At 67.4% G+C, this 19,946-nt stretch carries 19 protein-coding genes and 1 riboswitch; all 19 genes read left to right on the top strand.

Annotation, left to right across the window (positions count from 1 at the left end):
- Nucleotides 1–125 precede the first annotated feature (125 nt).
- The 19 genes from clsA (at nucleotide 126) to ABD768_RS04410 (ending at nucleotide 19,943) form a co-directional block, all read left to right on the top strand.
- Nucleotides 126–722 carry a cardiolipin synthase ClsA gene (gene clsA, locus ABD768_RS04500; RefSeq protein ID WP_343978074.1) on the top strand — a complete coding sequence of 199 codons (597 nt, stop codon included), beginning with the start codon at nucleotides 126–128 and terminating at the stop codon, nucleotides 720–722.
- A gap of 10 nt (nucleotides 723–732) precedes the next feature.
- Entirely contained in the window at nucleotides 733–1,581 is an 849-nt protein-coding gene (locus ABD768_RS04495; RefSeq protein WP_344837627.1) for a DUF881 domain-containing protein, read from the top strand.
- Nucleotides 1,578–1,910: a small basic family protein gene (locus ABD768_RS04490; protein ID WP_020389931.1), complete on the top strand. Its 333-nt coding sequence runs from the start codon at nucleotides 1,578–1,580 to the stop codon at nucleotides 1,908–1,910. The genes ABD768_RS04495 and ABD768_RS04490 overlap by 4 nt, the downstream gene beginning before the upstream one ends.
- Before the next feature lies 1 nt (nucleotide 1,911).
- Nucleotides 1,912–2,727: a DUF881 domain-containing protein gene (locus ABD768_RS04485; RefSeq protein ID WP_343978080.1), complete on the top strand. Its 816-nt coding sequence runs from the start codon at nucleotides 1,912–1,914 to the stop codon at nucleotides 2,725–2,727.
- A 37-nt stretch (nucleotides 2,728–2,764) separates the two neighbouring features.
- A complete protein-coding gene (gcvH, locus tag ABD768_RS04480) occupies nucleotides 2,765–3,145 on the top strand; it encodes a glycine cleavage system protein GcvH (protein WP_343978083.1) in 381 nt (126 codons plus the stop codon).
- 137 nt (nucleotides 3,146–3,282) lie between these two features.
- Nucleotides 3,283–3,804, top strand: coding sequence for a zinc-ribbon and FHA domain-containing protein (locus ABD768_RS04475; RefSeq protein WP_343978087.1), 522 nt, complete (start codon nucleotides 3,283–3,285; stop codon nucleotides 3,802–3,804).
- A 40-nt stretch (nucleotides 3,805–3,844) separates the two neighbouring features.
- On the top strand, nucleotides 3,845–4,486 hold the full coding sequence (gene ftsR / locus ABD768_RS04470) for a transcriptional regulator FtsR (RefSeq protein WP_425552187.1): 642 nt from the start codon (nucleotides 3,845–3,847) through the stop codon (nucleotides 4,484–4,486).
- Nucleotides 4,487–4,532: 46 nt separating this feature from the next.
- Complete coding sequence (locus ABD768_RS04465; RefSeq protein WP_164596575.1) at nucleotides 4,533–5,024, top strand: bifunctional nuclease domain-containing protein; 492 nt, start codon at nucleotides 4,533–4,535, stop codon at nucleotides 5,022–5,024.
- 178 nt (nucleotides 5,025–5,202) lie between these two features.
- The gene (locus ABD768_RS04460; RefSeq protein ID WP_425552196.1) at nucleotides 5,203–5,796 is read left to right on the top strand and encodes a MerR family transcriptional regulator; all 594 of its coding nucleotides are present in this window, start codon (nucleotides 5,203–5,205) and stop codon (nucleotides 5,794–5,796) included.
- A 21-nt stretch (nucleotides 5,797–5,817) separates the two neighbouring features.
- Nucleotides 5,818–5,915: riboswitch (glycine riboswitch) on the top strand.
- A gap of 73 nt (nucleotides 5,916–5,988) precedes the next feature.
- The gene (gcvP, locus tag ABD768_RS04455; protein WP_344837623.1) at nucleotides 5,989–8,838 is read left to right on the top strand and encodes an aminomethyl-transferring glycine dehydrogenase; all 2,850 of its coding nucleotides are present in this window, start codon (nucleotides 5,989–5,991) and stop codon (nucleotides 8,836–8,838) included.
- A gap of 17 nt (nucleotides 8,839–8,855) precedes the next feature.
- Nucleotides 8,856–10,157: a serine hydrolase domain-containing protein gene (locus tag ABD768_RS04450; protein WP_343978098.1), complete on the top strand. Its 1,302-nt coding sequence runs from the start codon at nucleotides 8,856–8,858 to the stop codon at nucleotides 10,155–10,157.
- A gap of 213 nt (nucleotides 10,158–10,370) precedes the next feature.
- Nucleotides 10,371–11,861 carry a pyridoxal phosphate-dependent decarboxylase family protein gene (locus tag ABD768_RS04445; RefSeq protein WP_344837620.1) on the top strand — a complete coding sequence of 497 codons (1,491 nt, stop codon included), beginning with the start codon at nucleotides 10,371–10,373 and terminating at the stop codon, nucleotides 11,859–11,861.
- A complete protein-coding gene (locus ABD768_RS04440; RefSeq protein ID WP_344837618.1) occupies nucleotides 11,858–13,516 on the top strand; it encodes an IucA/IucC family protein in 1,659 nt (552 codons plus the stop codon). Before ABD768_RS04445 ends, ABD768_RS04440 begins: the two co-directional genes overlap by 4 nt.
- Nucleotides 13,506–14,051 (top strand): GNAT family N-acetyltransferase, encoded by a 546-nt coding sequence (locus ABD768_RS04435; RefSeq protein WP_344837615.1) that lies wholly within the window; start codon nucleotides 13,506–13,508, stop codon nucleotides 14,049–14,051. Before ABD768_RS04440 ends, ABD768_RS04435 begins: the two co-directional genes overlap by 11 nt.
- A 1-nt stretch (nucleotide 14,052) precedes the next feature.
- A complete protein-coding gene (locus ABD768_RS04430) occupies nucleotides 14,053–15,345 on the top strand; it encodes a lysine N(6)-hydroxylase/L-ornithine N(5)-oxygenase family protein (RefSeq protein WP_344837612.1) in 1,293 nt (430 codons plus the stop codon).
- Nucleotides 15,342–17,060 (top strand): IucA/IucC family protein, encoded by a 1,719-nt coding sequence (locus ABD768_RS04425; RefSeq protein WP_344837609.1) that lies wholly within the window; start codon nucleotides 15,342–15,344, stop codon nucleotides 17,058–17,060. Before ABD768_RS04430 ends, ABD768_RS04425 begins: the two co-directional genes overlap by 4 nt.
- Nucleotides 17,061–17,145: 85 nt before the next feature.
- Nucleotides 17,146–17,691, top strand: coding sequence for a hypothetical protein (locus ABD768_RS04420; RefSeq protein WP_344837606.1), 546 nt, complete (start codon nucleotides 17,146–17,148; stop codon nucleotides 17,689–17,691).
- Nucleotides 17,692–18,197: 506 nt separating this feature from the next.
- Nucleotides 18,198–18,851: a hypothetical protein gene (locus ABD768_RS04415; RefSeq protein ID WP_344837603.1), complete on the top strand. Its 654-nt coding sequence runs from the start codon at nucleotides 18,198–18,200 to the stop codon at nucleotides 18,849–18,851.
- A 318-nt stretch (nucleotides 18,852–19,169) separates the two neighbouring features.
- Entirely contained in the window at nucleotides 19,170–19,943 is a 774-nt protein-coding gene (locus tag ABD768_RS04410; RefSeq protein WP_344837601.1) for a Mom family adenine methylcarbamoylation protein, read from the top strand.
- Nucleotides 19,944–19,946 lie beyond the last annotated feature (3 nt).

Genomic DNA, 19,946 nt, shown 5'->3' with positions numbered 1-19,946 from the left:
CGTTCACCTAATCAAGGAACACCGGTGTGGCCGGGGCAGAACCCGGTACCGGGCCCAAGTACAGTAACGACCGGGACAGGGGCGCCGTTGGCGGTCGCCCGATTCGCAAGCAGGGGGAGGATCGCGTGCCGGACCTGGAAGTGTCCGATCGGGTGCTGACGATCCCGAACGCACTGAGCTTCATCCGGTTGCTGGGCGTACCACTCTTTCTCTGGCTGATCCTCGGGCCGGAGGAAGACGGCTGGGCCCTGCTGGTGCTGGCGATCTCGGGCTTCACCGACTGGGCCGACGGCCAGATCGCGCGCCGGATGAACCAGACGACGCGGCTCGGCCAGATGCTCGACCCGGTCGCCGACCGGCTCTACATCTTCGCCACCGTGCTCGGTCTCGCGCTGCGCGACATCATCCCGTGGTGGCTGGCGATCGCACTGCCGTTGCGGGACCTGTTGCTCACCTTCGCTCTGCCGGCGCTGCACCGCCGGGGCGTCAACGCACTGCCGGTGCATTTCCTCGGCAAGTCCGCGACCTTCTGTCTGCTGTACGCGTTCCCGTTGCTGCTGCTCGGTGACGGCGACAGCACGCTCAACCTGCTGGCCCGCGTCTTCGGCTGGGCCTTCGCGATCTGGGGCACCGCTCTGTACTACTGGGCCGGCGCCCTGTACTTCGCACAGCTGCGCCATCTGATGCAGACCGTGAAGCCGATCAGCAAGCAGGCGGGCTAAGGGCGATCCCGTGACCCAATCTCCACCCGGCCAGGCTCCACCCGGGCAGCGACGCGTCGACGCGTCCATGTCGTTGCTGAACAACCTGATGGCCCACCCGCTGGACGAGGGCTACGCCGTCGCGGCGAGAGCCCGTCCGTCGCAGGGTGGCAAGGCCAACAAGTCGCGGCACCGGATCATCCTGGTGATCGCACTGCTCTTCCTGGGCTTCCTGCTCGCCGTCGCCGCGTCGCAGAACTACCGCAGCGCGCCCGAGGCGGAGAAGCAGCGCAAGGAGCTGATCACCCGGATCAACACCGCCGACGGCCGGCTGACCGACCTGCGCGGCGAGCAGATCAAGCTCGCCGACGAGGTCCGTGGGCTGCAGGCCGGTGGACTGAGCAACACCAGCGAAGGCGCGGCGCTGCAGCAGAAGCTGAACGACCTCGAGCTGCAGGTCGGGGCCGTCGCGGTGACCGGTCCGGGCCTGAAGGCCGTCGTCGACGACGCCAAGGACTCCGACGACAAGCAGGGCCGGCTGCTCGACGTCGACCTGCAGCAGTTCGTCAACGGGCTGTGGACGGCCGGCGCGGAGGCGATCTCGGTGAACGGTCACCGGCTGACCACGCTGACCGCGATCCGCGGTGCGGGCAGCGCGATCACCGTCGACTACAGTTCGCTGACCCCGCCGTACACGGTGCTGGCGATCGGGGACACCGCGACCATGCCGGCCCGGTTCGCGCAGAGCTCGGGCGGCCAGTGGGTGCAGTACCTGGTCAGCAATTTCCATGTCCGGATGACGATCACGACGGAGGATTCCTTGCTGGTGCCAGCCGATGCCACCATCGCGCTGCGGTACGCGAAGGTGGGTGGGAGATGATCGCCGTCCTCGGCCTGGTGATCGGCGTCGTCGTCGGTCTGCTGGTCGCTCCCGACGTACCCGAGTGGGCCCAGCCCTATCTGCCGATCGCGGTGGTCGCCGCGCTGGACGCGGTCTTCGGCGCCCTGCGGGCGTTCCTGGACGGCATCTTCGACGACAAGGTGTTCGTCGTCTCGTTCGTCTCGAACGTGCTGATCGCGGCCCTGATCGTCTACCTGGGCGACCAGCTCGGGGTCGGCTCGCAGCTGTCCACCGGCGTCGTGGTCGTGCTCGGGATCCGGATCTTCACCAACATGGCCGCGATCCGGCGCCACGTCTTCAGGGCCTGAGATGAGTACCGACGCCCCGTTCCCGCCGCCGGACAAGCCGGAGCCGGCCGAGCCGACGCCGATGCCCAAGCCGAAACCGAAGACGCCGAACCTGGCGCTGCGGCGGCTGCGGACCGGATTCAAGCCGTCCCGCGGGCAGGCGATCGTGGCCGTGGTGCTGGCGCTGGTGGCCTGTATGGCGGTCGTGCAGGTCCGGGTGAACCGGGCCGACGACGGCTACCAGAACGCCCGCCGCGAGGACCTGATCGCGATCCTCGACGGCCTCGGCCAGAACACCCGCCGGCTGGAGACCGAGATCACCGAGCTGGAGGCGCGCAAGAACACGCTGACCTCCAGCGCGGACAAGGCGCAGACCGCCCGCGAGCAGGCCGAGCAGCAGGTGCGCGTGCTCGGCATCCTGGCCGGGACGCTGCCCGCCGTCGGCCCCGGGGTCCGGATCACGCTGAACGACCCGGACGCCAAGATGCAGTCGAGCAACCTGCTGGACGCGATCGAGGAGCTCCGCGACGCGGGCGCCGAGGCGATCCAGATCAACGGGCAGGTCCGGGTGGTGGCCAGCACCGATCTGGTCGACGACCCGCCCGGGGTGAAGATCGACGGCGAGAAGGTGCAGTCGCCGTACGTGATCGAGGCGATCGGCGATGCCCACAACCTGGCCGAGGCGGCCAACTTCCCCGGCGGCCTGGTCAGCGAGGTCGAGGGTCCCCAGGTCGGCGGCACCGCCGAGGTGAGCGAGCTGCCGAGCGTGTCGATCACCGTCTTGCACGCGCCGGACGAGCATCGTTACGCTCGCCCGGCACCGAGCCCGACGAAGTAACTCCCTGCAGTTTCCATTGAAAGAAAGAGGGACCGAGGTGTATCCCGAAGATCTGAAGTACACGGCCGAGCACGAGTGGGTCAAGGCCGGCGACGGCCCGGTGCGGGTCGGTATCACCGACTTCGCCCAGGACGCGCTCGGCGACATCGTGTACGTACAGCTGCCCGAGGTCGGCACCGCCGTCCGGGCCGGCGACTCCTGCGGCGAGCTGGAGTCCACCAAGAGCGTCAGCGACCTGTTCGCGCCCCTCAACGGCACCGTGCGCGCCGTCAACGAGGCGCTGGCCGACCAGCCCGACCTGGTCAACACCGACCCGTACGGCGAGGGCTGGCTGCTCGACATCGAGGTCGACGACGACGAGGAGATCGAGGCGTTGATGGACGCCGACACGTACAAGGGACAGCTCGACCAGAGCTGAACTACGGACGCAGGGCAGTAGCTGGTAAGTTCTGTCGGACCTCAACCGCCGGTCGAGGGTTGGGGTCCTAGTCCACACTGTCATCACGGGGTCAACGAGAACGTCGCCGGACCGCCGGCGATCGGGAGGATCACAGCATGCCGTTCTGCAACCAGTGCGGGCACGAGAACTCCGAGGGCAGCAAGTTCTGCTCGCAGTGCGGAACGATGCTCCCTGGCGCGGACCGTCCGGTGACCGCCCCCGGGGTGACCGACACCGCGATGCTCGCACCGATCAGCGTCGAGCCGGAGACCGAGCGTTTCGATCTCGGCGAGAGCCTGTCCGCCGAGGACGAGGCCGCGGTCGGCGCGCTGCCCCAGGGATCGGCGCTGCTGATCGTCCAGCGCGGCCCGAACGCGGGCAGCCGGTTCCTGCTCGACGTCGACGTGGTCACCGCCGGCCGGCACCCCGACAGCGACATCTTCCTCGACGACGTGACCGTGTCCCGCCGGCACGCGGAGTTCCGGCGCGACCCGCAGGGCGTCAAGGTCCGCGACGTCGGCAGCCTGAACGGCACCTACGTGAACCGCGACCGGATCGACGAGCTGCAGCTGTCGAACGGCGACGAGGTGCAGATCGGCAAGTACCGGCTGGTCTACTACGCCAGTGGCCAAGCCTGAGTCTGGAGACTCCGCACTAGGGGGCAGCAGCATCGGTGAGGTGCTGCAGCTCCTGCAGGCCGAGTTCGCCGACGTCACCATCTCCAAGATCCGCTTCCTCGAGGCGGAGGGGCTGGTGACGCCGGCCAGGACCGCTTCGGGGTACCGCAAGTTCAGTACCGCCGACATCGAGCGGCTTCGCTATGTGCTGACCGCGCAGCGCGACCAGTACCTGCCGCTGAAGGTGATCAAGGACCACCTCGACGCGATGGATCGCGGGCTGCGGCCGCCTGCTCCTGGTGGCCGGCCGGCGGCGCCGCAGACGTTGCCCCAGCCTGCCGGGCTGCCCGATGCCGAGGACTTCTCGACGTACGGGACCGAGCTGAAGCTGACCCGGGACGAGCTGCGCGAGGCGGCCGGGATCACGGCCGAGTTGCTCGAGCAGCTGGAGAGTCACAACCTCGTCGTGGCCCGGGGCAACCACTACGACGGCGACGCGATCCTGATCGCCAAGGCGGCCGCCGAGTTCGCGCAGTACGGGATCGAGCCGCGGCATCTGCGGCCGTTCCGGGCCGCCGCCGACCGTGAGGTCGGGCTGATCGAGCAGGTCGTACAGCCCCGGCGCGACGACAAGACGCTGGAACTGGCCGCCCTCGCGGTGCGGTTGCACGCGGCACTCGTCCGGTCACGGCTCACCCGCTGACCCCGGCGGGGCAGCCCCGGCCTGGCCCGCAGAGTAGGCTGAAGGAGTGCGCGAAGTCGACGTGGTCGGAGTCCGGGTTGAGATGCCCTCGAGTCAGCCGATCGTGCTGCTCCGGGAGGTCGGCGGAGAGCGGTACCTGCCGATCTGGATCGGCGCGGCCGAAGCGAGCGCCATCGCTTTCGCCCAGCAGGGGATGGAGCCTCCCCGGCCGCTGACCCACGACCTGTTCGCGGAGACCATCCGGGTGCTCGGGCACACGCTGAGCCAGGTCCGGATCGTGAACCTGACCGACGGCGTGTTCGAGGCGATCCTGGTCTTCGACGACAAGACCGAGATCTCCGCCCGCCCGTCGGACTCGATCGCGCTCGCGCTGCGGACCGGTACGCCGGTGTTCTGCACCGAGGAGATCCTGGCCGAGGCCGGCATCCCGGTTCCGGACAGTGAGAACGAGGACGACGAGGTGGTCGAGGAGGAGGAGGTCGAGCGCTTCCGTGAGTTCCTCGATCACGTCACACCGGAAGACTTCGACAAGAGCTGACAGGTAACGATTCGTATTGGATCCGCGACACGCATCCGGCTCGGGGCGGTTGTCGTTGACCCGGCCTGAGCGGCGGCTTACCTTGAAGGAGTCGTGGGGTGTTGTAACTCCACGGATGTGATCCGTTCCAGTCGGTACCCAGGGAGGCTCAGGCGTGACACGCACCGGCGACACAGATCTGACGGCGCAGTCGACGTCCGAAGCACACGCCGAGGCGGCCGTCACCGCCGGCGTCCAGGGTCTGCTCTTCGAGGACGACCTGAAGCCGATGCCCGACGACGTCGGTTTCCGCGGCCCGACGGCCTGCGCCGCGGCCGGTATCACCTACCGCCAGCTGGACTACTGGGCCCGCACCGGACTGGTCTCACCGTCCGTCCGCCCGGCCACCGGTTCCGGCACCCAGCGGCTCTACGGCTTCCGCGACGTCTTGTTGCTCAAAGTGATCAAGCGGCTGCTCGACGCGGGCATCTCGCTGCAGCAGATCCGCAGCGCCATCGCCCACCTGAGCAAGCGCGGCATCGACGACCTGACTCAGATCACGCTGATGAGCGACGGCGCCTCGGTCTACATGTGCACCTCGCCCGACGAGGTCATCGACCTGCTGGCCGGCGGCCAGGGCGTCTTCGGGATCGCCCTCGGCGGCGTCTGGCGCGAGGTCGAGGGATCGCTGTCGGAGCTGCCGACCGAGCGGCTCGACGCGCACGGTGAGACCGGCGACGACCACGCCAACGACGAGCTGGCTGCCCGCCGCCGTGCCCGGATGACGGGCTGAGGTACCCTCGTTCTCAGCCGTACACAACACTCGGGAGAGTCTCGACCTGCTGTCTGGTCGGGCGCCGAAGGGGCAATTCCTCCCCGGAACCTCTCAGGCCCATGGACCGAGTGTCTTAGGCGACTCTGAAGCGCGCGCCGCGTGACAGAGGGGGAGGCCACCGGCAATTGTCAGCAACGGAGCCTCCACACAATGACTGAATCCCCTGTTCAGGTGTCAGCGGTGTTCGCCGACCGTCACATCGGCCCGCGGTCCGGCGAGATCGCCAAGATGGTCGAGACCCTCGGGTACGCCGATGTCGACGCGCTCGTCGACGCCGCGGTGCCCGCCTCGATCCGCTCGACCGAGCCGCTCCGGCTGCCCGAGCCGGCCTCCGAGGTCGACGCGCTGACCGAACTGCGCCAGCTCGCCGCCCGCAACAACGTCGCCACCTCGATGATCGGCCAGGGGTACTACGGCACGTTCACCCCGTCGGTGATCGTCCGCCGCCTGGTCGAGAACCCGGCCTGGTACACCGCCTACACGCCGTACCAGCCGGAGATCTCCCAGGGCCGCCTCGAGGCGCTGCTGAACTTCCAGACCGTCGTCTCCGACCTGACCGGCCTGCCGACCGCGAACGCGTCCCTGCTCGACGAGGGCACTGCCGCCGCCGAGGCGATGACGCTGGCGCACCGGTCGAACCGCAAGAGCAAGAGCAACCGGTTCCTGGTCGATGCCGACTGTTTCGCGCAGACGATCGCTGTCGTGCAGACGCGGGCCGAGGCGCTCGACATCGAGGTCGTCGTCGCGGACACGACTGACGGGCTGCCAGAGGGCGACTTCTTCGGCTTCCTGGTGCAGTACCCGGGCTCGGGCGGGGTCGTTCGCGACCTGAAGCCGCTGATCGCGGCGGCACACGAGCGGGAGACGCTCGTCGCGGTCGCATCGGACCTGCTCGCCCTGACGCTGCTCGAGGCGCCGGGTGAGGCGGGGGCTGACATCGTCATCGGGTCGTCGCAGCGCTTCGGGGTGCCGCTGTTCTACGGTGGGCCGCAGGCTGGGTTCATGTCGGTGCGCGCCGGGCTGGAGCGGTCGCTGCCGGGTCGGTTGGTCGGGGTGTCGGTTGATGCGGATGGCGCGCCGGCGTACCGGTTGGCTTTGCAGACGCGGGAGCAGCACATCCGGCGTGAGAAGGCGACCTCGAACATCTGTACCGCGCAGGTGCTGCTCGCTGTCGTCGCGTCGATGTACGCCGTCTATCACGGTCCGGAGGGGCTGAAGGCGATCGCTGAGCGGGTCCACCGCCACGCGGACAGCCTCGCCGCCTCGCTGAAGGCCGGAGGCGTCGAGGTCGTACACGACCAGTTCTTCGACACCGTCCTGGCCCGGGTGCCCGGTCGTGCGGCGGATGTTGTCGACACGGCTCGGCAGAACGGCATCTGGCTGCGTGAGGTCGACGCGGACCACGTCGGCATCTCCTGTGACGAGAAGACCGACGCGACGGCGCTGGTCGGGGTCTGCCGTTCCTTCGGCGTGACGTACGACGCGGCGCTCGGCGGTGACGCCCTGGCCGAGACGGTCACGCGGACCTCGGAGTACCTGACGCACCCGGTCTTCAACACGCACCGGTCGGAGACGGCGATGCTGCGCTACCTGCGCAAGCTGTCGGACTACGACTACGCGCTCGACCGCGGCATGATCCCGCTCGGCTCCTGCACGATGAAGCTGAACGCGACCACCGAGATGGAAGCCGTCACCTGGCCCGAGTTCGCCGACATGCACCCGCTGGCGCCGATCGAGGACGCCGCCGGCTACGTGAAGCTGATCGGCCAGCTGGAGCGCTGGCTGGCCGAGGTGACCGGCTACGCGAAGGTCTCGATCCAGCCGAACGCCGGCTCGCAGGGTGAGCTCGCGGGGCTGCTCGCGATCCGCGGCTACCACCGGGCCCAGGGCAACGAAGATCGCAACGTCTGCCTGATCCCGGCGAGCGCGCACGGTACCAACGCCGCCTCCGCGGTGATGGCCGGGATGAAGGTTGTTGTTGTCAAGGGCAACGATGACGGCACGATCGATCTGGCCGATCTGCGCGCCAAGGCTGACGAGCACGCGGAGAAGCTGGCCGCGATCATGATCACCTACCCGTCCACGCACGGCGTGTACGAGGAGAGCGTGACCGAGGTCTGCCAGATCGTCCACGACCACGGCGGCCAGGTGTACGTCGACGGCGCGAACCTGAACGCGCTGCTCGGGCTGGCCAGGCCGGGCGAGTTCGGGGGCGATGTCAGCCACCTGAACCTGCACAAGACGTTCTGCATCCCGCACGGTGGCGGTGGCCCGGGTGTCGGTCCGGTCGCGGTCGCCGCGCACTTGGCGCCGTACCTGCCGAACCACCCGTTGCTCGACCAGGCCGGCCCGGAGTCGGGTGTCGGTCCGATCAGCGCGGCGCCGTTCGGCTCGGCCGGTGTGCTGGCGATCTCCTGGGCGTACATCCGGATGATGGGCGCCGAGGGGCTGACGTCGGCGACCAAGGCCGCCGTACTGACCGCCAACTACGTCGCCAAGCGGCTCGAGGACGCCTTCCCGGTGCTGTACACGGGGGAGAACGGGCTGGTCGCGCACGAGTGCATCCTGGATCTGCGGCCGATGACCAAGGAGACCGGTATCACCGTCGACGACGTCGCGAAGCGGCTGGTCGACTACGGCTTCCACGCGCCGACGATGTCGTTCCCGGTCGCCGGGACGTTGATGGTGGAGCCGACCGAGTCCGAGGACCTGGGTGAACTGGACCGGTTCTGCGACGCGATGATCGCGATCCGGCACGAGATCGACCGGGTCGCGGCAGGGGAGTGGCCGGCCGGTGACAACCCGCTGGTGAACGCGCCGCACACCGCGTCGTCGGTGATCAACGACAAATGGGAGCACGCCTACACCCGCGAGGAGGCCGCCTTCCCGCAGTCGGTCGACCGCACCACGAAGTACTGGCCCCCGGTTCGCCGGATCGACGGAGCCTACGGCGACCGCAACCTGATCTGCTCCTGCCCGTCACCGGAGGCCTTCGAGTAACAGGCATACTTGGGTGAGTGACTGACGTTCGTGCTGACACCGCGGCGGCCTTGTACGCCGAGATCGCCGCGGCCCAGAGTGAGACCAAGCTGCCGACCATCACAGCCGGTGTGCTGAAGGACGGCGCGTTGGCGTGGACCGGTTCCCGCGGGCAGATCGTGGACGGTGAAGGGCTGGCGCCGGGCCCGGACGTGCAGTACCGGATCGGGTCGATCACCAAGACGATGACCGCGATCCTGGTGCTGCAGTGTCGCGACGACGGGCTGCTGTCGCTGAATGATGCCGTGGGCAAGCATCTGCCCGGAGTGGCGTTCGGCGACCTGACCATCCGGCAGTTGCTCGCCCACTCGGGCGGGATGAACGCCGAGCCCGAAGGCCCTTGGTGGGAACGCAATCCGGGCGTTTCGTTCGAGGCGCTGACGGCGGCGATGGACGAGTCGCAGGCGGCCGGCCGGCCCGATCGGCGGCATCACTACTCCAACCTCGGCTATGCGTTGCTGGGCGAGGTCGTCGCGCGGTTGCGGGGTGCCGCGTGGATGGAGTTGGTGGCGGCGCGGATCCTCGACCCGCTGGAGATGCGGCGTACGACGTACTTCCCGGTCACCCCCGCCGCCAAGGGGTACTCGGTGCATCCGTTCAGCGGGCGGCTCGACCTGGAGCCGGCGTACGACTCCGGTGCGATGGCGCCGGCCGGACAGCTGTGGAGCACGATCGAGGACCTGGCGAAGTACGCCGCGTTCTGGATCGACCCCGGCTACGAGGTGCTCAGCCGCGACACCGTCGACGAGATGGCCGCTCCGACGGCGGCCGATCCACGCGAGGCGCTGACCGCGTCGTACGGGCTGGGCCTGCGGCTGCATGCCGACGACCCGTACCTCTTCGTCGGCCACACCGGCTCGATGCCGGGCTTCATGGCCGGACTGTTCGTCGACCGCGCGCGGCGGATCGGGGCCGTGACGCTGGGCAATTCGACGTACGGGCGGGTTGCTTCGGTGCCGCTCGACCTGATGCGCATCCTCGCGTCGTACGAGCCGCCGCTGCCGATCGAGTGGGTCCCCGAACCCGAACTCGCGCAAGGCTCCGAACTCCTCGGCCACTGGTACTGGGGCAACACCCAGCTGACGATGTCCGTCGCCGGCGGCATCCTCCAGCTCACCACCGGCTACCCGTGCCGTTTCTCACCCATCGGCCCGGATCTCTACCAAGGCCGCGACGGCTACTTCGCCGGCGAACGCCTCCGGGTGATCCGCGACGGCGACCGGATCACTCACCTCGACCTCGCCACCTTCACCCTGACCCGCACGCCGTACGGCAACTGACGGGCGGCCGGCGCGACTTCCGGGCTGACCCGTACCTCATCCGGCCGCTGGCTCGTTCACCATCAGCCGCCTGTGTCTACCACGACACGGGCGGCTGTCGCTGTGTTTCATCACGCAGGTCACCCCGGTTGACACGCACAGCTTCGAGGTTAGTAGGTTAGGGCCACCTAAGTAAGGGCTGCCTTACTCGACAACTTTCCCAGGAGAAGCTGGATGTCGTCCCTCGACGCTCCCCATAGTCCCTTCGATCGCGATCAGCGGGTGGTGGAGCTGCATCGCTGGCCCTTGGCAACGACCGTTCGGGACAGTAAACGGGGGCCGCTGCCGGCCGGTACTCCGGCTGCTGTGCAGCAGCGGACGGCGGACACATTGGGTGCTCCGCGGGTGCCGTCGACAGGGGTCGGCGAGTCCGCCGCGCTGGACCTGATCGCCGGTCTGCTCGATCGGGACGGCATCGATCTCAGTCACCCGCATGCGGCCGCGCATCTGCAGCCGCCGGTGCTGCAGGTCGCCGTCGACGCGGATGCGCTGGCGTCCGCGAGCAATGCATCGATGGACACCTACGACTCCGGTCCGGTGACGCTGGAGATCGAGCGCTGGGTGGTCCGGGCGCTCGCGACGATGGCCGGGTTCGGGCCGTCCGCCGATGGTGTGCTGACGCCTGGTGGGTCGATCTCCAATCTGCTCGCGGTGCTGATCGCCCGGGACAATGCGGCTGCGGCGCGCGGTATCGACGTACGGCGAAACGGCCTGGGTGGCTTGGCGAAGCCGGTCGTGTTCTGCTCGGAGCTCGCTCACTTCTCCGTCCAGCGGGCGTGCGCGGCGCTCGGTCTGGGGGAGGACGCGGCCATCACGATCCCGGCCGACGGTGACTTCCGGATGCGTACGGACATCCTGGCCGACGAGTTGGGCAAGCCCGGTCGCACGCCGATCGCGGTGGTCGCCACGGCCGGTACGACGGACTACGGGTCCATCGACCCGATCGGGGAGATCGCCGCGCTGGCCAGACAGCACGGGGCCTGGGTTCACGTCGACGCGGCGTACGGGTTCGGCGCGCTGTTCTCGGACCGGCTCGCGCCGCTGCTGGCTGAGTTGCCGGCTGCCGACTCGGTGACGCTGGACCTGCACAAGATCGGCTGGCAGCCGGCGGCGACCAGTATGTTGCTCGTCGCCGACCGGGAGCGGTTCGCGTCGCTCGGCCGCTCGGTGGAGTACCTGAACCCGGCCGACGACATCGACTCCGGGCTGGACGGGCTGCTCGGCCGGAGCCTGCAGACCACCCGCCGGCCGGACGCGGTGAAAGTCGCCACCACTCTGACGGCATACGGCCGGACCGGACTGGGCAGAATGCTCGACACCTGTCACGAGCTCGCGCATGCCGCCGCGGCCCGGGTCGTTGCCGACAGCAACCTCGAGTTGCTGGCGCCGGTGACCCTGACCACGGTGCTGTTCCGGGTCGCCGGGCAGGGGCTGGCGGCGGCCGAGCTGGACGCTGTCCAGGGTGAGGTCCGGCGCCGGTTGCTGACGTCGGGACGGGTGCTGATCGGCCGGACCAGGGTCCCGGCCCGTGGCGGCCGCCCGGCGGCGGTCGCGTTGAAGTTGACGCTGCTGAACCCGAATGCCACCGCGACGGACATCGAGGAACTGCTCGACCAGGTCGTGGCCACCGGTCACGACGTCCTGCCTCGCGAAGGAGCAGCGTGATCTCACCCAGCACAGTGGCGGTCGAAGCTCATCTCAACGCGATCCTGCGGTGCTACACGCGGGAGACCTCTGTACCGGTCTCGGTCGGCCCACTGTCGCTGGTGGTCGGCTCTTCGACAGTGACGGCGACAGTGCTGCACGCGTCGAGGACTGGGCTGCACAGCTTTGCCGAGGTACGGGTCGACGGCGCGGTGGTGAGCCCGGAGCAGTTGGTGCGGCTGCTGTCGGTCGATGCCGACCCGGCCGAGGTCGACGACCTCGCGGCCCGTACTGCGGAGTCCGTCCGCAACGTGACGGTCTTCGTGGCCGACAGCGATGAGCGTGGCCCGGGGCGCTTCCTCGAGGCTGAGCAGGCCCTGCTGTTCGGCCACCTGAACCATCCGGCTCCGAAGAGTCGAGACGGGTTGAGCGGTGCCGAGCTGGCGGCGTACTCGCCGGAGCTGGGCGGCCGCTTCGCGGTGCACTGGTTCGCAGTGGACGCCGAGCTGGTGTCCTCGGACCAGGTGGCTGGCGCGCCATCACTGCAGGGACTGGACGCCTTGCAGCTGATGGCCGCGCTGGCCGGCATCACGCCACCGTCTGGCCGGGTGCTGGTTCCTGCCCATCCGTGGCAGGCCGCTGACGTCTTGAAGCGGCCACGGGTCGCTTCGCTGATCGCTGACGGGCGGGTGGAGCCGCTGGGGCCGCTGGGTGCGCAGTGGTACCCGACCTCGAGTCTGCGCACGGTCTACCACCCAGACCTGCCCGTGATGCTCAAGCTGTCGCTCGGACTGCGCATCACCAACTCGCGCCGTGAGTCGACGCCGACGGAGCTCCGCCGAGGTCTGGAGATCAACCGGCTTCTCGACGCTGCTTACAACGCCGGTACTGCGACAGCGCACCCCCGGTTCTCCATAGTCAGGGACCCGGCGTGGGTCGCGCTCGACGAGGGTGGGCCGCTGTTGACGGGGTTGGACGTCGCTGTGCGCGAAGTACCGGCTGGTGTTGACAGCTACGCGTGTCTGGCGGGGCTGGTGGCGCCGCGGCCGGGGCAGCTCAGTCGCCTAGGCGCTGCTGTCGCAGGGCATGGCGATGGTGGAGCAGAGGCGTGGGTGGCGTCGTACGTGGACGAAGTACTGGTCCCGATGCTCCACCTGTACGCCGAGACGGGGATCGGGCTGGAGGCGCATCAGCAGAACACACTGGTCCGGCTGGATGACGCAGGGCGGGTTGCTGGTGGGGCTTATCGCGACAACCAGGGCTACTACCTCGCGTCGTCGTACCTGCGGGGACTGCTGGACGTGACCGGGTTGAGTGACTCCACGCTGGCAGTGGTCGATGACGCGATCGTTGATGACCGGTTGACGTACTACCTGCTGCACAACCAGGCGCTCGCGGTGGTGGGCTCGCTGGCGGTGGATGGGCTCGCTGATGAGGATGCGTTGCTTGAGGTCGTCCGCGACCGGTTGTCCGAGGCACTGCCTTTCCTGAAAGCTGCTGGGCCTGACGGGGCTCGGCTGGCGCAGCGTTGGCTGTCGGCTGAGCAGTTGCCTTGCAAGGCGAACATGATGACCCGGCTGCGCGGTATCGACGAGGTAGTCGCTCCGCTGGACGCGCAGTCGGTCTATCTGGACATACCGAATCCCCTGCGATTGGGTGCGCGCAGTGAGGTGTGACGTCGCGCCGCTGCTCCACCTGGACAGTGGCTTCGACCTGCGGCCCGCCGCGTCTTCGGATGCCCCGACCATCGCCTGGTGGATGGCGCAGCCGCACATCCAGAAGTGGTGGGAGCAGGACTGGTCGGTCGAGCGGTGGGCGCAGGCGATCGAGGAACAGCTCGCCGGCGAGCACTCGATCCCTTGCCTCACTGCTGTCGACGGCGAGGACTTCGCGTACGCCGAGTTGTACCGGGTCCGGCACGACCGGCTGGCGGAGTACTACGCCTGGCAGGAGCACGACTGGGGCATCCATGTGGCGATCGGCGACGCCGAGCGGCTCGGCCGGGGACTTGGGCGCCGGCTGTTGCGGGCGCTGGCCGAGGCCCTGCTCCGGGCCGACCCGCTGAGCCAGCGCGTGGTCGCCGAACCAGATGTCACGAATCTTCCTTCCATCCGCGCATTCGAGGCAGCTGGTTTCGTCATCCACGCGGAGCTGGAGCTACCCGAGAAGAAAGCACTACTGATGGTCCACACCCGGACCGTGGAGGCCTGAGATGAGTACCGAGCCGTACGACGTGATCGCGATCGGGTGTGGCCCGTTCAATCTGGGGCTGGCCGCGCTGGCCAGTGGCGTGGACGAGGTGAGGCTGGCAGTACTGGACAGCCGGCCCGACTTCACCTGGCACCGGGGGCTGATGTTCGGCGATGCGATGCTGCAGGTGTCGTTCATGGCCGACCTGGTCAGCCTGGTGGAGCCGGCGCATCCGCTGTCGTTCCTGTCGTACCTGCGGGACAACGACCGGCTCTACCAGTTCTACGTGCGGGAGAAGTTCCACCCGACGCGGCGGGAGTACGAGGCCTACCTGCGCTGGTGTGCGGCGCAGCTGGACTCGCTGCACTTCGGGCACCATGTGTCGGAGGTGGTGTTCGACGGCGATGCCTTCGTGCTGACAGTGGAGCGCGCTGGGACGGTAGAGGTGTTCAAGGCTCGGCACCTGGTGGTGGGGGTTGGCACTGAGCCCGCAGTACCGGCTGCGCTTGCTGATTTGCCCGCGGAGCGGTTCCTGCACTCGTCCGACTACCTGTTCCGCCGGGACGACCTCCTGCGGGCTGGGCGCGTGACAGTGGTGGGATCCGGCCAGTCGGGTGCCGAGTGTGCGCTGGACTTGCTGCGGGCCAACGCAGAGGGTGGACCGGGTGTGGCCTGGCTGACCCGCACAGCGGCGTACACGCCTCTGGACTACTCCAAGCTGGTCCTGGAGATGACTACGCCGTCGTACGTGGACTACTTCCATGAGCTGGCGGAGTCGACGCGTGATCGGCTGGTCAAGGATCAGTGGCGGCACTACAAGGGCATCTCCTCGGACACCTTGGAGGAGATCCACGACGTGCTCTACCAGCGCGATCTCAATGCTTCGGCGGTAGCGCCTGTGGAGTTGCAGGTGGGCGTGGCCGTGGAGTCGGCGGTTGCTCGCGCCGACGGCATCGAGCTGACCATGCGGCACGCTGACAGCGGGCGTACCTTCCAGCACGTGACGGACGCAGTAGTGGCCGCTACTGGCTACCGCAACCGTCCGCTGCCGTTCTTCACTGCGCTGGACCCGCTAGTGCACAGGGATGCTGCTGGGCGGTGGGTGGTGAACAGGGATCACAGCATCAGCACGGATGACCCGCTGACCGGTCGGCTGTTCGTTGCGAACGCGGACCTGCACAGCCACGGGGTAGCGGCGCCGGACCTGGGCATCGGCGCCATCCGCAACGCCACCATCCTCAACAGTGTCGCCGGAAGGGAGATCTTCCGGCTGCCCAAGTCCACTGCGTTCACGACCTTCGCCATCCCGGGATGACCTGGTCTGGGAGCTCGTCCTCGTTACTGGCCAAGTTGATCTCGCAGCTCTGCACAGAGGATCTGCTGCAGCCTGATGGTGATCGCTTATCGTTCGGTGCGGCTACGTACACGTTTGTTGCGACACGTGGTGGGTTCGGCAGCTACCAGGTGGTCCCCGGGTCGGTACGCCGTACAGCGGCCGGCATCCTCGGCAACGACGAGAGTGAGGAGGCCACTGACCCAGTGCAGTTCCTGGTGGATGCGGCGGAGGCTCTCGGGCTCTCCGGGTCCACAGTGGCTGGGTATGTGGCCGAACTGTCCAGCACGTTGGCTGCCGACGTACGGATGGCCTCTACGGCCGTACCCAACGCATCGCTGGTCGGCCTGTCGCACACAGCTCTCGAGGGACACCTGACCGGCCATCCGCTGCTGGTGGCCAACAAGGGCCGGCTGGGCTTCTCAGCCGCCGACAGCCTCCGCTACACCCCAGAGGCCCGTACTCCGCTCCGCCTGGTCTGGCTGGCCGTCCGGCGTGGCCTGGCCGAATTCCGGGGGACTCCCGAGCTGTGCGAGCATGCAGTGGTCGGCAGGGAATTGAGCCCGGACGCTCTGGAGGCCTTCGGGGGGCGGCTGGTCGACCCGGACTCTTACGTGTGGCTCCCGTGCCATCCGTGGCAACTCGATCACGTAGTGGCGACCCAGTGGGCACGAGAGCTGGCCACCGGGGAGATCGTCGTCCTGGGGGAGGGGCCCGACGACTACCTCCCGACCCAGTCCATCCGGACGATGGCCAACCTCTCCCAACCTGAGCGCTACCAGGTCAAGCTGCCGCTGAAGATCCTCAACACCTCCGTCTACCGGGGCATACCCGCCCACTGCTCACTGGCCGCTCCCATGGTCACCCAGTGGCTCCGCGGGCTCTGGTCTCGCGACGAGGTCTTCAACCGCCTCGGCACCGTACTGCTCGGCGAAGTCGCGTCGGTCACCGTCCACCATCCGCAGCTCTCCACCGGCGTCCCCTACCAGTGGACCGAAACCCTCGGCTGCATCTGGCGTGACCCGCTGACCATCGCCCCCGGCGAGACGGCTTGGCCGCTGGCCGCAGTACTGCACCGGGATGTCAGCGGCGAACCGTTGATAGCAACCCTGATCGGCTCCAGCGATCCCACCGCGTGGCTGGCCGAGCTCATCTCCACCCTCATCCGCCCACTGCTCCACCTGATGCACCACTACGGCATCACCGTGAACCCCCACGGCGAGAACCTCTCCATCATCTGCGGCCCCGACGGTGTCCCGGCCCGCCTGGTCATCAAAGACCTCATCGACGACGTCAACATCTCCACGGAGCCGATCCCCGCCCGCGGCCCCGAACCTGACTCCCACGACCGCGTCCTGCCCCGCAAGCCTTGGCACATCCTCCGCCAGTACCTGGTCGACGCCCTCTTCCTAGGCGTCCTCAACCCTCTGGCAGACATGAACCTCATTGCCTCGGATCAACTTTGGGGCATCCTTCGAGGTGAGATCGAGGAGTATGCCCGGGCGCATCCGCAGTATCAGGACCGCCTCGAAGCCACGGCCCTACTAGGCGAGACCTTCGCCCGGTACCCCTTGAATGGCTACCGGCTGACCCTCGGCTACACCGACCTCGACACCCGCCCCCCGATCCCGGTTACGGGGCGGATGCCGAACCCGATGCACGGACTGGAGGGCATCAAACCGGCGCGAGGGTGGTAACTGGCGATCCAGCGCCTCGTTGGATATTTTGTGGCGTGCGCCACACTCGTGCGCCAGTCCAACACCCCACAGAAGGTCCTGAACAGTGTCGTTCACCGGCAGCCTCAGCCGCCCTGTCACGTCCACCACCCCGTCGCTCCACAGCCGCTCGTACCCCCGCTGGACCGACGACCTCCAAGGCCTCCGAAAACGCCTCCAGGACGCCTGGTCCGACGCCACCATCCACGAGTCCTTCAGAAGTCCCGCCGGCGTCCAGGTCATGCCCTCCCACGGCCAATGCGCAGTAACCTCCGCCTGGCTGATAGAAACCCTCGCCGCCGCCCACGTCCGAAACCTCACCTACTGCACCGGCGACCTCTACTCGATGGACGCCCCCGGCCAACTCGACCTGGAACACCACGCCTGGGTAGAAGTCACCTACGCCGACGACCGCCTGGTAGTAGACCTCACCAGCGACCAATCAACCCTCCTACGCCCCCAGCCAGTCACCTACGCCTGGCACGACGACCTACAAACCCTCCACCGAATCGACTACCGCACCCACCACCGCCTAACCCCCCTCCAACTCCAATACGACCCAATCCACACCCGCCTCGCAGCCCTGAAACAAGCCCTGCAATCCGAGCGCTGACCAGTGCTCGCGCCAGTGCACCAGGACATAGAGGCGAAACCTTGGGCCGCCACCCCTCAACGACAGCCGTCTAGACCTCGGCTACCCAAAATGCAGGGGGTTCTCGGCGCTCGTCTGACTGCTGCCTGGCGAACAGCTCTGGCCGGCCACTATCGCCTCACATCTGGGCTATTCGAATTGCTTATGCGCCCTTGCAGCCTGGCGGTAGGGCCACCAGGATGCGGCAATGCAACTGCTCGTTGCGGGCGGTCTGTGATGGGTCTTCGCCGGTATCGCAGACGCGCACTGCTACTTGGGCCACTCCTCAACGCCGCGACGGTGACGAACCATGACTGCGCACCGAACGTAACCCCCCTGGCGCATAGCGCTACCGCTTGTGCAGTAGATTGGCGCGTCGGCACCGCGCCGACCGGCTGCTGGGGGTCAATCGCGTGACACCTGTCGACACGGCAATAGGGCAGTCGACAATGCCGGCCAAAATACGCGCAGAAGGTAATGATCGGTCCGTGCAGGCAACAGATGCCCCCGATGGCTCATCCATCATTGATGCTTCCACCAATGAAACTCACCCCAGAGCCTGGGGCCTGAATCGGTTCATCCGCGATCTCGACAGGCATCGGCAAGTCCTGGTGCTGGGTTGGTCTGATAAGACGATCTACCCGGCCTACCTAGGCAAGGCTGGAAGTTGGCCCGCGTCTCACGGCCAATGCGGCGTGAGTTCGGTCTGGCTTCTCAAGAGATTGGGCTGGTTCAATCGCACCCGAGCCTGGTACTGCTGCGGCGATGTCCGGCTCAAAGGGAATGCCGTCGTCGATCATTGCTGGATCGAGGTCGGCCGGCCCTCGTCGTCGAGGCGGCTTCTGATCGACATAACGGTTGACCAGTTCGAGCTGATAGACAAGGCGGTGCTATGTCATCGTGTCAGGGACCTGGCAAGTCAAGAGATCGTGTACGAGGCGATGAATCGTAGGCGGCTGAGCGCACTGACCCGAAACGATGAGATCTGGAATCGCCTCGAGGCTCTGAATGAAACGATTGCTTCCCGGTCTCCAGCCAGACCCGACCTGACTGGCGTCTTCGCCAAGATTCGGATCCCGCTGGCAAGGTTTGCTCGGTCTGATTCCGGTGTTGTCCACTCTGCGGATGAACTGGTGGGCTAGCCGCCGGGGATACTGTCCTCCTCCGATCGCACGGTCTGTTGGCCTACGAGGGTAGACTGAAGTTGAGATAATTTGCTCTTCGGTAACTCCGACCAGCGACAGTGTCGATTGCGGTATCGGACGGACAGGCAGGCGCTCTGCGTGATTGGGAATCCCCCCGGGCCGGCGGTCGATTCGCGGCCTGCGGAGCGCAGTGTGCGTCCGCGCCGAGGTGTTGTACTTGACGATTGCCGTGATCACGGTTCTGAGTTCGTCCGGCTGGTGCGAGTTGCTGCCGGTCGGCGAGCGGTCGGGCCGCGGGCGCTGGCTGTCCGGACCTTGTTGCATCTGCCGCGCGTCGCCAGGCTCGATGGTCAGTTGACCTGGGCCCAGGTGCGAGCTGAGATCGCCACCCAGCTGCAAGAGTTGGTGGACGATCAGGCGAAGGTCGAGCGGCTGATGCCGGAGGGTCGCTTCGAGCTGCAGGATCTGCGGTTCGTCGCGGACTACAACCGCGACAACGCGGAGGAGATCTTCACTCACCTCCACTATCTGCGCAGCGCCCGTCCCGGAGCGATCAACTACGCCCTGGTCGATCCCCTCTACGGCCGGCCGGTCAGCCTCTGCAGCGTGTCGCCGCTGGAGTGGCGTCGTGTCGGGCGGCATATCGCCAGTCGGTTCGAGATAGCGATGGATACCGTCTGGGATATCTCCCGGGTCTATTCGTTCGACGTGGCGCCGGCCAATGCGATCTCTTATCTGCTGGCCAGGGTCCGGAGTGATATCCGGCGCAGAAGACCTGACCTGCAACTGCTGACCACTGCGGTCGATCCCAATCTCGGATTCACCGGAGCCAGCTATCTTGCGGCGAACTGGAATCGATGGATGACGATCAGGCCGCGGCCGTATCTGTATTATCGCGGGAGATATGTCAGTCCGCGTCAGTTGCGGACTGAATTCGCCACGACGAACGTGGCTGAATTACGGTCGATGCACGGCGGGGATTTCGGGCTGAGCAGGACCCAGTTGCTCGATTCGATGATCTTCTGTTGCCGGCTCAAAGGCGAGACGGAGGTCGTTCCCGCAGGTCTGCAGCACCGGCTGCACCGCTGACTC

It is taken from the genome of Kribbella ginsengisoli (genome assembly GCF_039537185.1).
Lineage (GTDB): Bacteria > Actinomycetota > Actinomycetes > Propionibacteriales > Kribbellaceae > Kribbella > Kribbella koreensis.
This window is presented reverse-complemented; position numbering and strand designations above follow the sequence as displayed.

What these genes read in the sequence shown, in the direction of transcription:
- ABD768_RS04490 (WP_020389931.1), top strand. Translation starts at nt 1,578, where the DNA reads ATGATCGCCGTCCTCGGCCTGGTGATCGGCGTCGTCGTCGGTCTGCTG.
- ABD768_RS04485 (WP_343978080.1), top strand. Translation starts at nt 1,912, where the DNA reads ATGAGTACCGACGCCCCGTTCCCGCCGCCGGACAAGCCGGAGCCGGCC.
- ABD768_RS04475 (WP_343978087.1), top strand. Translation starts at nt 3,283, where the DNA reads ATGCCGTTCTGCAACCAGTGCGGGCACGAGAACTCCGAGGGCAGCAAG.
- gcvP (WP_344837623.1), top strand. Translation starts at nt 5,989, where the DNA reads ATGACTGAATCCCCTGTTCAGGTGTCAGCGGTGTTCGCCGACCGTCAC.
- ABD768_RS04445 (WP_344837620.1), top strand. Translation starts at nt 10,371, where the DNA reads ATGTCGTCCCTCGACGCTCCCCATAGTCCCTTCGATCGCGATCAGCGG.
- ABD768_RS04430 (WP_344837612.1), top strand. Translation starts at nt 14,053, where the DNA reads ATGAGTACCGAGCCGTACGACGTGATCGCGATCGGGTGTGGCCCGTTC.
- ABD768_RS04425 (WP_344837609.1), top strand. Translation starts at nt 15,342, where the DNA reads ATGACCTGGTCTGGGAGCTCGTCCTCGTTACTGGCCAAGTTGATCTCG.